The following is a 13,219-nucleotide window of genomic DNA, read 5'->3' as shown; positions in this document are numbered from 1 at the left end:
GCAGATACAACATCCATTGAATCAAACAATCACAAAAAAAGTCCGCGAAGCTGTCGCTTCACGGACGGATTACGAGATTTATTATTTCGCGTACTTATTCCTGATCAAAATAAACGATTTTCCCCGATTCCGCGGATTGATAGACCGCCTCCAAGATCTGAGACACGATCATCGCTTCCCTTGGTTTCACAAGAGGTTCCGTGTCGTTGACGATGCTGTGAATCCATTGTTTGGCTTCATACTCGAAATCGGTCAACTTCTCCCCGCGGAACAGTTCTCTTGCGTTTGGGTCCACGTCGATTTCATTCACGAACAAGCTTCCGTCTCTTTCGCCGTTGATCCGCAGTTTACGGTTATTAAAGTCCGCCCCGCCCTTCGTGCCGCACAGCAGGTTGCCTCCGCCGTCTGCAATATTCAGGGCCCAGCTCGTTTCAATAATTACCGTAGCCCCATTTTTAAATTTCACGTAGCCAAACGCGGAGTCTTCGACTTCGAACTCATTGGGATCCCAGGAGCCCCATTCGTTTGCGGCATTTTCGGTGTATTTCAGCTTATAGAACACACTGCCGACGACGCTTTCCGGTTCGTAGTTATCCATCAACCAGAGGATCAGATCCAGGGAATGGGTTCCGATATCGATCATCGGACCGCCTCCCTGCTTCTCTTTATCCAAGAACACGCCCCAGGTCGGCACGCCTCTTCTGCGGGTAGCCACCGCTTTGGCAAAATAGATGTCTCCCAGCTCGCCATTTTGGATCATCTTTTTGAGCAGTTGGCTCTTGGCGCTGGATCGGCTCTGGTAACCGACGGTAAGCTTCTTGCCGGTTCGCAAGTGAGCCTCGTACATCGCTTTCGCCTCGGGACCGGTGACGGCCATGGGCTTCTCGCACATGACATGCTTGCCGCTTTCGAGCGCATCGATGGAGATCGAGGCATGAGAACTGTTGGGGGTTAACACATGTACAACCTCGATCTCTTCCATCGCCAGCAGATCCTTGTAATTCGTGAACACCTTGGCATCTGGCGTACCGAATTTTTGCGCGGCGGCCTCAGCTCTTTCCGGGATCAAGTCGCAGAAGGCCACCATCTGTACATTGTCCACCTTCGCTAAACTCGGCATATGCTTGTCATTCGCAATTAATCCGCAACCGATGATCCCAACCTTTACCGTTCTCATCCGTTTCCCCTCCTCCGCGCTATTTGAACTCCACCGTTCGGTTTTCCCTGTGGGCGATATAGGCTGCTTCCAGGAGCTCCGTCAATTTCGTTCCATCTTCCAGTCCGAACGGCATCGGCTTATCCTCAAGCAAGGCATCCGCCCATTGAATGATCGGAAGCGGCTGCGCTGCAGGGAGCTGTGTTGGCGTAATCCATCCGGAGAAGGGGGAATCGAACTTCTTCGAGATGACTTTCACGTTCGAATCCGAGATGATCAACGTGCCTTCCGTGCCGTAAATTTCAAGCGCAGAAGGAGTCCGATAGGTGATTAGGCTAGTTTCGACCAGAGCAACCGCATTGTTGGCAAACTCGATGGAGCATTGCGCATTATCTTCCACGGCGCGCTGGGTGAAGTAATGGAACATGGAGGTGATCCGTTTCGGCTTCCCTAAGTACCAGTTGGCGAGATACATCGGATGACAGCCTAAATCCATCATCGCTCCGCCACCGGCTTGCTTCTCATCATACCAGTACTCCGGAAGCCAATTGTTCAAAGCCCCGTCATGGCCGTTCCGAATACGCAGAAGCGTAACATCCCCTAGGATCCGGTCATCGATCAGCTGCTTCGCGAACAATTCTTGCGGTCTCGTGCGGGCAGGGAAGGAGATGCAGAACTTAACGCCAGCCTCACGTACCGCTGCCGAAATTCGATCGCATTCCTCCGTAGTCAGCGCCATCGCTTTCTCGGTGAAAATATGCTTGCCGGCCTGAGCAGCAGCCACCATGACGTCGGCGTGCATGCTAGTAGGAGCATCTACCACAACGCCATCCACATCTTCCCGCCGCAAAAGAGTGTCCAAATCCGCCTCAAAGTCCGCGTCTAATCGGGCCGCCCATTCTCTGCCGCGTTCAGGTTGTTCGTCCCAGACCGCGGTGATCTTCACGTTCCCATGGGTTTGCAACTTTCTGGCATAATCCTCTGCATGCACATGCCATTTGCTTAACATCGCCACGTTTAACATCCTCGTTCCCTCCTTCATCTTCAGGATGAGTAGGGGTTAGAACCCTACATCATCCCGTTCTGCCGCTTTTTGCGCCACAAACTCTGCCATTTTCTCTACGCCCGCATCTCTAAATTTCTCTTGAACTTTATGCAGCATATTTAAGGCTTCTTCATCCGACGAGGCAAACAGTGCTTTCTTAAATTCATCATCAAAGTTCAAGCTGCTGGTCTTATTGACGTATTCCTCATATTTTGGCCATTCTCTCGCGAGGTAGCTGGCGCTGACCTTGTCGATGATTTTGATCGGCATTCTGGCCGAGAAGCTCTCCTCCAGCTTTTGCCACTGCGTTTTTTGATCCTCTGGCGTTGGCCAAGTGACGGAATCAGAGAAAGCGCCAATGAATCGTCCCGGAAGGAAATTCAGCCCTGCGTCTCTCTTCAGATCCGGATTCTCATCAAATTGCTTCTTCACATCCGGAATCCATTGCGGAATCCCGTTTTCCAGCGTGTAGTGCGTGCCTTCAATGCCGTAGTAGGCAAGCAAACGTCCTTCCTCACTGTTCACATAATCAATGTAACGCAACGCCGCATCAGGATCTTTGATGTTCGCGCTTAAGAACAGGACGGGGAAGCCGGAACGTCCGGGTTTCTCGACTTGCGTCCGAATTTCTCCGCGCTTATTCTTCATCGGTCCAAGCAGCTCATATTGCATTTCCGGATTCGTCTTATACAGCGTCTTGGACAACTCCGCTAACATCGGTTGAGCTCCGAATACAGCGAGCTTGCCTGTCGTCAGCTTTTCGTTTGCGGTTGTGCTCGTATTACTGAAGGCTTCAAGGTCAAACAAACCTTCGTTTAACAACTTTCTCATGTAGAACAGCCGCTCTTCATGATCCTTGGATTGCGTCCAATGGATCAGCTTACCGCCTTCTTCACGGTAGTCCGAAATGTTGTAGTCTGACCAACCGGCAAGGAATTGGCCATAATCCCAGCCATTCCACATCGTACCTGCCGGAATGACCGGTTTGCCGGCAATATCCTTAAAGCCGCCGTCTCTGATTTTAACCAGCAAATCATACAGTTCTTCTTGCGTATCGATATCCTCGGCTTTGACATTTAACGCCTTCAGAATATCTCCCCGGGCATAAAGGCCATAGTTCCAGTTATGAATGCTCTCAGGGGTTCCGTCTGGAGTTTCTGTAGGAATGAGATAGGTTTTTCCTTCAAAATCCGGGCTATTCAGATCGAACTCGTTAAAATCCTTGGCGATCCCGGTTGTCACCAGTCTTTTTACATTCGGGTACTTATCCAGATAAGGTGTTAAGTCCAGAATCTGGCCTTCCATGGCCGCCTTCTTGATAACTTGTCCTTCTCCCCCGGTCGTCGACCAGAATGGGGCATTCACGATATCCGGAACTGTGCCGGAAGCGAAGATGGTGTTCAGTTTCTCTACTTCGCTGGTCGTGATCGATTCTAGTTTTAAAGTGACCCCGGTTTTTTCCCGGATTTTTTGAGCTACGGGATTATTCTCCTGATCTTGCGGGAAGGCGCCTCCGCCGCCATTCCAGGCGCTGAGGTACGTTAAGGTGACAGGCTTAAATTCTTCGGCACCCGTCTCATTCACGCTACCCGGTTCGTTCGAACCCGAGTTAACCGTGCTAGCCTCCTTATTCCCGCCTGACCCTGCGCATGCCGTCAGCAGTAAGGCGATCAGTGTGATGATAAAACCGCTCCTCAACCCGTTTTTGCTCATACGCTACTCCCCTTTCAATGAACATTTTTTATATAAAAGGCTTAGCCTTTTATACCAACTACTCCTTAAGCGAACCAACCAATACGCCTTTCACGAAATACTTCTGGAGAAATGGATACACACAAATGATCGGTGTGGTAATAATGATGACGAACGTCATCCGCAAGGCTTCCGGAGTCACTCCCCGCAGCTCCAGCTGGGATTCGGTCATGTTCTGAATCGCAGAACCGCTGTTCCCCGACGACGAGGTCATCGACTGGAAGGAAGCTTCACTGATCATTTTGTTCAGGAATGTCGCGGCAGGGTGTAATTTCTCATTTTGGATAAAAAACTGCCCGGTGAACCAGTCATTCCACACCCCTACCCCAACAAACAAGGCAATGGTCGCCAGCACCGGCATCGAGAGCGGCAGGATGATTCTGGCGAATACGGATAACTCGCTGGCACCATCGATCCGGGCCGACTCTGACAAAGCCTCGGGAATTCCGTCAAAGAAGGTTTTCATAATAATCGCGTTAAAGAAGCTGTAAAGGGAAGGCAGCACCAATACCCAAAACGTGTTGAGAATGTGGATTTGCCGGAACAGGATAAAGGTTGGGATCAAGCCCCCGCTGAACAGAGTGGTAAAGAAAAAGAAGAAGACGATATACTTTCGGCCCGGCAAGCCTTTCCGCGAAAGCGCATAAGCCAGCAAAGCCGTCAACAATACCGAGCCAACCGTAACGATAACGGTTCGGGTCACCGAAATATAAAACGAATTTAAGATCAATGGGTTGGTAAACGCTTTTGCATAGTTCTCTAACGTAAAGACTCTAGGAAAAAAATAGATTCCGCCCTTCATCGCGTCGTAGCCGTCATTAAACGAAAGGGCCAGGAAATAGATAAAGGGATACAGCGCCGTGGCGCAAAATATAAACAACACCGAATAGTTAAGCACCATATAGATTCGGTCCGCCGACGTCAGCCTTTTTGCCCCCATGCGCACAACCTCCTCATGCTTGCCGTTGGCTTATTACCATAGCGATACCTCGCTCACTTTTCTGGAGATATAATTGACAAGCACAATGAGCCCAAGTGAGATCGCTGATTTGAATAAACCGATGGCAGTGGAATAAGCTAATTGCCCTTGCTGGAGTCCCGTTTTAAGTACATAAGTGTCCAATATCTCCGACACGCTTAAAGTAGCCGGGGTTTGCATCAGCCAAATCTGGTCAAAGCCTGCGTTCAGAATGCCGCTGAGCGAGAAGATGAGCAGGATCGCGATCGTTGGCGTCAGGCTCGGAAGCGTAATTTTAAACAGCTTACTCCACCTTCCGGCCCCGTCGATTTCCGCAGCCTCATACAAATGCGGATCGATGTTCGTTAACGCAGCCAAGTAAATGATCGATCCCCAACCGACCCCTTTCCAGATGTCGGATATGACGACCAACGGATAGAACAATTCCGGCTTACCCATAAAGAAGATCGGTTCCAACCCCATTTGATACCGGATGTCATTAATCAGCCCAACGTTCGGGGACAGGATTTTTTGCAGCAAAGTCACGACAACAACCCACGAAACGAAGTGCGGCAAATAAGAAATCGTTTGGAACACTCTCTTGAGCCTCCGGTGCATCACCGCATTGAGCATCAAGGCCAGGATCAACGGCGCTGGAAATCCGAAAATCAGTTTGAGCGCGCTGATGGACAAGGTATTGCGGAGGACATCGTAAAAGCTGGAATCGTTTAAGAACTGTTCGAAATACTTAAAGCCAGCCCACGGGCTCCCTAATATGCCCAGATTGTATTTGAAATCTTTGAACGCTATTAAAATGCCGTACATCGGATAATAGGCAAAAATGAGATACCAAATGATCGCCGGAAGTAAAAACAAGTAGATGTGCCGGAAATACCAAATTTTGCGTAATTTACTGGATCCCATGCTGTGTTCACCTCCTAAAGCTTCGTTGGATGGATTCTAGTGACTTGTACTCCTAAGCTGCTAACTTTGCGATAGACTCCCCCCTTAGTTGCAAGCGTTTTCTTTTCTATGTGTTAATAATATTCGATATAAATGAATATATTCAATATGCTATAAGAAAAATTCCAAGATATTTTTTGTAAAAGTCACCTCTAAGGCTTAATATGTGTAAATTTCTAGGAATAAATTGGTTTATATATCCATTTTTGTGTAACATTCAATATGACATAATCAATATATGTAATAAGTTTTAAATGTAGAAAAAAGCCTAAGCTTGTCAGCTTAGGTTTTTTCCTGTAATGATAAATCACGAACAATTGCGATAGATTCTGGACAGTTTCCGATTTCCACCCGTTGAGGACATTTGCATGAATACCATGCTCAGATGAGAGCTGCGCAACCGACTTTTCTTCCTTTAAAATTTCCAGTACGATTCGCGCTTTCTCCTCCGGTGTAAACTTTCTTCTACTTGTTGCCATACAACTAAGAAACTCCTTTTTTGCTGTCCAGATTCTATGTAGCATTATACTTCGCTACTATATTCGGCATTGTATTCGCCGCTAAAAATCAAGGAATTCGGCGTTCCCTGCTACGCGACCTGCCCAAAAGTACACTTACAGGTCGGGCAGCCTTCACTTGCCCATTGATAATATGCCCAAGTGGGCCACCATGAAGCAAAAAGCGCAAATTCCGGGGCTGATCTAGCCCTAGAACTTACGCTTTTTTCATACAATTGAAATCGTGTTGCTCGATTCATCTGTTCCTGATAAAGAAAACTCTCATTGGATAACTACTTTTGGAACAGTCCCTTGCATCCAGCTTATTAGATTAAGTGATTTTGATGATAATCTTTACGACGTCGTTTTTCCGGTTGATGTTGACGTCAAATGCCTCGGCAATTTCATCGAAGCTGTATTCGTGAGTCACAATGCCGGACACGTCGATGAGCCCTTCGTCCATCGCCTTGATCGCCTGGGGGTAGATGTTCCGGTAGCGGAACACCGTTTTGATCTCCGCCTCCTTGCCCAGCAGCTTGGCGAAGTTGTATTCAATGATATCCTGCGGCGCCATGCCGACCAGCACGACTGTCCCGCCCCGCTTGACCATGTACGCGGTCTGCTGTACCGTTTTTACCGCGCCTGCGGTCTCCATGACAATATCCACGCCTTCACCGTCCGTTAGCTCGTAAATCAGCTTGACCGCGTCCATCTCGGCCGCATTGATGACTCGCGTTGCTCCAAGCTCCAGCGCTTTATCCAGCCGCTTTGGAATGACGTCCACAACAGTAATGTCGATAGCGCCAAACGCTTTGGAGGCCAGCAATGTCGTCAGGCCGATACAGCCTGCGCCAAGAATGACCACGGAGCTGCCGAGCGTGACGCCGCCCTGTTTGGCAGCGTGCATGCCAACCGAAAGCGGCTCGACGAGCGCGCCCTCTCTGGTCGTAATAGAACTAGGAAGCTTGAACGCCATGTTCTCTGGGAATGCAATGTAGTTTTCAAAGCATCCATGATAAGGCGGGGTAGCGAGAAATTCCACATCGGGACACAGATTGTAGCGTCCGCTTTTGCAAAATTCGCATTGTCCGCAGGTCACGCCCGGCTCCAGAGCTACGCGGTCTCCTACCTGCAGCTGCTTGACGCCCTTCCCGATAGCGACGACCGTGCCCGCGCACTCGTGCCCGAGGATAAAATCGCCGTTGACAATAAAGTCGCCGATTTTGCCATGCTCGTAATAATGCACGTCCGATCCGCAGATGCCGACGTATTCAAGCTTGACGAGCACCTCCTTCTCTTTGGGCTCGGGCACTGGAATTTCACGGATATCCATTTGCTTCAGGTCGGTCATAAATGCTGCGCGATTGTTCAACAGAAACGCCTCCATCTTGCGTGATTATTTTAATTCATCAGTCCTCGATGCGAGGAATCCGGTCAATGCGGGGATCGGCAAAAATGTCGTATTCGTCCAGGCTTCTGGTGCTGAATTCAGATACGACCGCACCTGCCGGGCCTGCCTGGAACCAGTGCTTCGTATTCGGATAAATCGTATATTGCTCGCCCTCGTTCAGTACGATTTCATGGAATACGGAGTAATGCTCTTTGCCGCTCTCCGGCAGAATACCGCGACTACTCAAGCTGGGCTCGCCTTCCACATACAGGTACACCGTGCCGTAGCGGCAGCGGAAGGTCTCTTCCTTGCCCGGATAATTCAGCTCGGGAATCGCCGGGTGCCTGTGCTCGGGACAGGTCTGTCCCGGCAGAAGCACCATTTCCTTTGCACAGCAGCGGTCGGTATTGATCAGGGTGACGATGGAAAGCCCCACCTGCTCGAATTGATCCAGCCCGAAGTCGGCGATCTCCAGATTGTCCTTCTCCTGTTCGGTCAGCACGATATGGGCCTTGTCGTAATAATCCAGAATGATTGGCTTAAAATGCTGATACACTGATTTTTTCATAACGGGCGCCCCTCCTTATCTTCAGTGTTTTAGAAATTAGCAATTTACTAATGTTTATCTGACCGAAGCAAATTTAAGCGATTCGCTGCCTGCGGAATAGACGGTTATCGTCTTCACCTCACCCGGCAGCAGATCGAAGTAGAGGTCGGAGCAGTCATAACCGCCCGCAACATATACACCGTGCGCATACCCTTTGCTGGTCAGCGTAATTTTTCGATCCGGTCCGATCTGCTCATCGCTCACGATTTCAACCGGCGATGGATCAAATACCATCGTCTTCATATCGCCTGTCCGCAGGGATATGGAGTTCACGGTATCCGAATCTGGAATCAGCATCATGCTGCCTCTGGTGTAGTCCTGATCCGGCAGCTTCTCCGTAAGCAAGTAAACCCGGCTATGCGGCTCAAGGGAAATCTCCAGCGTTCTCGTCTGCCGAACTGTTCCGTCGAACGAAATATAGCCGTATTCCGCCTGGAAACTCACCTTCTCTGCCGTATCGTTCATCCCTTGAACAACGACGTTTCCGTCCACCACGCGCATCGACAGCTTCGTATGGGCCAAAGCGCGTTTTACGCCATAATACGGGATTTTGCGGCTCAGATAATAATCGATGATCGTCCAGCCGACTTCGCCCCAGGCATCGTTGTACATCCAGAACAGCGCGCCGCCGCAATTTTCCTTGAATCGGATCGCTTCCAGCGAATACTCAAGCATGAGCGAGTGCACCATACCGCCGTAAAGCAGATAGTCCTCGATGGATAAATTGTCGGTGCGGTTAAGGTAGTTTTTAGCAATGCCCGTGACGACGGTCCCTTTCTCAAACACGTTGCAATGCATTTGCCACACTTCGCTGTCGAAGTCGATCTCTTCCCCGCCCAAATACTTCTTCGTGCTCTCCAGAGAACAAGGGCCGACGAAGCCGTATTCACTCACGAATTTGGAGTTTACCGTATCGAAGTCCTTCGGCTCGATGCGCTCGTCCATATTAAGGCTCATGAAGGCGTTATGCCAGCGATGGACATCGCCGACCGTATCGTCGTTCGGAAGCGCCCCGCCGTACGGTGAGCTGTTCCAGTAAGGAATATGGGAGCAGTTGTTGTACATGATCTCTTTGGCGAGAATATTCGCAATATATAAGCCGTACTGCTTCTCATGCTTGAACTCGATCTGCCATCGTGGATTGTCATATTTGTTAAAAATCCAGTGGACTTCGTTGGTTCCGCAGAACAAGGCAATGGATGCCCGGTTGCGCAGGCGCTTGGTCTGATAGTCCATCTCGGCCCGCATCTCGTCGCGGAATTCCCGTTTATGGTCAGGATAAGTGGAGCAGGCCATCATGAAATCCTGCCACACCAGCAGACCGTTCTGGTCGCACAAATCGTAGAAAATATCCCGCTCGAACAGCCCGCCGCCCCAGACGCGCAGCATGTTGAAATTCGCTTCCACCGCCTCGCGGATCAAGGTCTCATACTTCTCGTCGGTAACACGCGCATGGATGAAATCAGCTGGAACCCAGTTGCCCCCTTTGCTGAAAATAGGAACGCCGTTGACGATCAGTCGGAAATTGCGCTCTTTGCCGCGCAGGATGGACGTATCCAGCTCGACCGTCCGGATGCCGAATTGGAATGCAGGATATTCGGTCTTCGCGTTCGCGCTCGCTGCAGATACCCGCACATCGTACAGCGGATGATCGCCATGTCCCGCTGGCCACCACAGCCGGGCATTCTCCACCTCTAGATCCACATCAAAATAGTTCGTGCCGGAGGTCAGAAGCAGGTTCTCGAGCTTTTTCGTCACACAGGATTGCCCGTCATAGGAAATGTCGATCTGCAGATCGCAGTTTATCGTCCCGATGATGTCCAGGTTTTCGATGTTGACCGTGGCTTTAAGCCGGGCAGTCTGGTCAGCGCTGACCGTAACGAGCTTCACCTCGCGAACCGCGATCTCTTTCTCGCAGCGCAGGTATGCATTTCCGCCAAGCCCGCAGGTGACAACGCGCGGCCCCCAGTCCCAGCCCACTGTATATTGCGGACGTCTTACGTAGGAACGGCGATAGTCGCCGCGGTCTTTGCCGCCGTTATCGTATTCACGGCAGGTCGCCCAGTTGAGCTCCGACAGATCGTTGTCGGTAACGTCCTCCAGCCCGGTAGTGACGCGCACCGTAAGCGTGTTTTTCCCGGGAGTGAGAACATCCTTGATGTTGCGGACGAACGGATAATGCACATTGCGATGGCTGCCAACATATTGATCGTTGACGAAAATATCGCTGTTGGTGTCGATCGTTTCAATGACAAGCTCAATAATGTCACTGTCAAAATCGATACCCGTGCCGTCGAATTCCTTGGTGTACCACCAGGAACGCTGTTCGATCCATTCGCTGGCGAGCGCATGATCGGACTCAAGCGGCTCCTGAATTATGCCATTCTCGATCAGAGGAATGCGAACATCAGTTGGAAGCGAGCAAGGATACCAGCCTTCCTTCAAAGCTTTTACAGCCGTCAGGCTGTCTTTGCCCCAATGCAGCGGCGCCTCATGCAGAAGCCATGCGTCGTTTAAATCAAATCTTTTCATAAGTCTCCCCATCCTTGATGCGTAATTGTTGTCATTCCTGTTTCAATGGTGCGAATCAACCCTTGACCGAACCGGCGACCATACCCTTGATGATCTGCTTGGAGAACGCGAAATATAGTGCCATAGCGGGAAAAATAGCGATTAGCATCGAGGCCATCATTTTCGGATAATCGGTTACGAACTGTCCTTTGAACAGCGTGATGCCGACAGGCACGGTCATCAGGTTTTCCTTGCTGATCAGGATCAACGCAAACGTAAATTCATTCCATACGATAAAAAATTGAATGATGCCGACGGTGACAAGGATCGGCTGGCACATCGGAAGCACGATGCTAAACAGAGTGCGATGGAAGCTGCAGCCATCAATATTGGCAGCCTCCTCTACTTCAATAGGAATGCTTCGCACATAGCTCTCTACCAGGAAAATCGAAATCGGCAAACCGAAGGCCGCATACGGTAGAATCAGCGTGTACCATTGATCGCCCATCCCGGTTTTCGTAAACAGCACGTACATCGGAACCATTAAGGCATGAATCGGAACTAGCATCCCGAGCAGGTAGTAGTTGTAAAGCGCATTTTTCCCTTTAAACCGGAAGCGGGAAAGAAAGTAACCGATAATAAAGCCAAGAATCAGGATGATCGCCAGCGACAGCACGCTATTCCGGATGGTGTTGCCCATCCACAGCAGGATTTTACTTTTGGTCAAAATCGCAATATATTGCAGAAAATTCGGGCTGTGCGGCAATGAAATCGGATTGGCGTAGAACTCGGCCTTCCCTTTAAGCGAAGAATAGAATAGCCATATCGCCGGAAATATGCAGGTCATGGAGAAAACGGCCAAAACCAGATTAGGAACCAGACCGAACAAAAAACGGCGTTTACTGCTCTCCCCCATCACTCACACCTCCTCGTATAGTATCTTTTGAAAGCTCTTTTAGGTTCATTTCCATCCCCCGGGGGATGCCTCTGGACAATGGAACGTAGGGTCCATTCAGGGAAATCCTTCTGCCTCCAGTAGCATCTACCCCTTAAATCTGTTTCTCCGGTACGCGTCTGAGCTTCTTATCCGCTGGCTGTTCCCTTCCTCGGCACCTTCTGTCGAATCCATCCGCAGCATCCAGAAGCAGCTCAAGAATCTCTCAAGAATCTCGACAAAGCGATCGAGCGGGTCCTCGACGGCATTCAAGGCGCTCAGTGTTGCTGTCGGTGCCCGGCACAGCGGCCAACTCTACACGCCTCGAAGGAAGGTGAATAGTGCCAAGGATTAACGCCTCCTTTGCCATAGTCCTTCACGAACCCCCTGTTAAAATCTAGTAAGTGACATGATTTTAGGCTGGGTTTGGAGTTAACGGCTTGACATCCTGCCGCTGGACTTGTCCTTCGTAAAGCTCAGAAGCAGCCATCTCGTTCCGGCGATAAATATCAGGCTCAGAATTAAGATGCCGATCGACATCGCGCTGCCGTAACCCATCTTATAGCTGAGGAAGGACGTCTTATAGGCGTTTAACGCCATCACGTTGCTTGAAGTCCCCGGCCCTCCGCCGGTCATCACATAGATGTGGTCGAAGACCTTCATCGTCCCCGCGATACAGAGCGTTACGCAGACAATCAGCGTGTTCTTTACGAGAGGCAATGTGATATGGATCGCCTTCTTCCAGCCGTTCGCCCCGTCGATCTCCGCCATTTCCAGCACCTGCGGGTCAATGGAAGCTAGAGCGGAGAGGATGATGATCATGTAATATCCGATGTATTGCCAAATCAATGGAATCGCAACTAATGTCAGCGCAAGACTCTCGTTGTTCAGCCAGGGCTGAATCCATTCCGCTTTTCCGATTTGCTTAAGAAAAATATTGATCAAGCCATAGTTGTAGTCATAGAGCATTGTCCAAATAAAGCCGATCACGACCGCCGATAATACCGACGGAAAGTAAGACATCGTTCTGTGAAAGGCCTTGAATCTGACGCCTCTTGTGTTCAACAGTATGGCGAACAAGAAGGCGAAGCCGATTTGTCCGACAATGCACAGCACCGTAAGATAGATGTTGTTGACAAAAGATTGGATGAAAACGTCGTCCTTAGCCAGCGCTATAAAATTATCCAAACCGATGTAATTCATCTTCGTCCCGCCCGACCAGTCAAAGAACCCGTAATAAAAGGCCAGGACGATCGGAACAAATACGATAAAGGTGTACAGGATAAAGCCCGGCAGCATGTACAATATGAAAGCCTTCCTTGACGGACGAATTGCCTGGTTCATGTAGCTGCTTCCTCCTTAATTAACGAATGGATGCAAGCTGCCGGCACGCGATTGGTGCCAGC

Annotated in this window: 11 protein-coding genes; all 11 read right to left on the bottom strand. The window is 50.0% G+C overall.

Annotation, left to right across the window (positions count from 1 at the left end; translation table 11 throughout):
* Positions 1 to 94: 94 nt before the first annotated feature.
* Positions 95 to 1,177, bottom strand: a complete 1,083-nt coding sequence (locus tag U9M73_RS03620) for a Gfo/Idh/MocA family protein (RefSeq protein WP_323076318.1) — start codon at positions 1,175 to 1,177, stop codon at positions 95 to 97.
* 19 nt (positions 1,178 to 1,196) lie between these two features.
* On the bottom strand, positions 1,197 to 2,180 hold the full coding sequence (locus U9M73_RS03615) for a Gfo/Idh/MocA family protein (RefSeq protein WP_323076316.1): 984 nt from the start codon (positions 2,178 to 2,180) through the stop codon (positions 1,197 to 1,199).
* A 36-nt stretch (positions 2,181 to 2,216) separates the two neighbouring features.
* Complete coding sequence (locus U9M73_RS03610; protein ID WP_323076315.1) at positions 2,217 to 3,914, bottom strand: extracellular solute-binding protein; 1,698 nt, start codon at positions 3,912 to 3,914, stop codon at positions 2,217 to 2,219.
* 58 nt (positions 3,915 to 3,972) lie between these two features.
* Positions 3,973 to 4,893 (bottom strand): carbohydrate ABC transporter permease, encoded by a 921-nt coding sequence (locus U9M73_RS03605; RefSeq protein WP_260071309.1) that lies wholly within the window; start codon positions 4,891 to 4,893, stop codon positions 3,973 to 3,975.
* A gap of 33 nt (positions 4,894 to 4,926) precedes the next feature.
* Positions 4,927 to 5,835, bottom strand: a complete 909-nt coding sequence (locus U9M73_RS03600; RefSeq protein ID WP_323076311.1) for an ABC transporter permease — start codon at positions 5,833 to 5,835, stop codon at positions 4,927 to 4,929.
* A gap of 215 nt (positions 5,836 to 6,050) precedes the next feature.
* Complete coding sequence (locus U9M73_RS22140) at positions 6,051 to 6,353, bottom strand: transposase (RefSeq protein ID WP_407673877.1); 303 nt, start codon at positions 6,351 to 6,353, stop codon at positions 6,051 to 6,053.
* 349 nt (positions 6,354 to 6,702) lie between these two features.
* Positions 6,703 to 7,743 carry an NAD(P)-dependent alcohol dehydrogenase gene (locus U9M73_RS03595; RefSeq protein ID WP_323076310.1) on the bottom strand — a complete coding sequence of 347 codons (1,041 nt, stop codon included), beginning with the start codon at positions 7,741 to 7,743 and terminating at the stop codon, positions 6,703 to 6,705.
* Between the two features lie 37 nt (positions 7,744 to 7,780).
* A complete protein-coding gene (locus tag U9M73_RS03590; RefSeq protein WP_323076309.1) occupies positions 7,781 to 8,329 on the bottom strand; it encodes a cupin domain-containing protein in 549 nt (182 codons plus the stop codon).
* Between the two features lie 54 nt (positions 8,330 to 8,383).
* A complete protein-coding gene (locus tag U9M73_RS03585) occupies positions 8,384 to 10,900 on the bottom strand; it encodes a glycoside hydrolase family 2 protein (protein ID WP_323076308.1) in 2,517 nt (838 codons plus the stop codon).
* Between the two features lie 55 nt (positions 10,901 to 10,955).
* The gene (locus U9M73_RS03580; protein ID WP_323076307.1) at positions 10,956 to 11,795 is read right to left on the bottom strand and encodes a carbohydrate ABC transporter permease; all 840 of its coding nucleotides are present in this window, start codon (positions 11,793 to 11,795) and stop codon (positions 10,956 to 10,958) included.
* A gap of 450 nt (positions 11,796 to 12,245) precedes the next feature.
* Entirely contained in the window at positions 12,246 to 13,157 is a 912-nt protein-coding gene (locus U9M73_RS03575; RefSeq protein WP_323076306.1) for a carbohydrate ABC transporter permease, read from the bottom strand.
* Positions 13,158 to 13,219: the final 62 nt, after the last annotated feature.

It is taken from the genome of Paenibacillus phoenicis (assembly GCF_034718895.1).
Classification (GTDB): Bacteria; Bacillota; Bacilli; order Paenibacillales; family Paenibacillaceae; genus Fontibacillus; species Fontibacillus phoenicis.
Note: the sequence above shows the minus strand (reverse complement) of the source record. Positions and strands in the feature narration are given on the sequence as shown.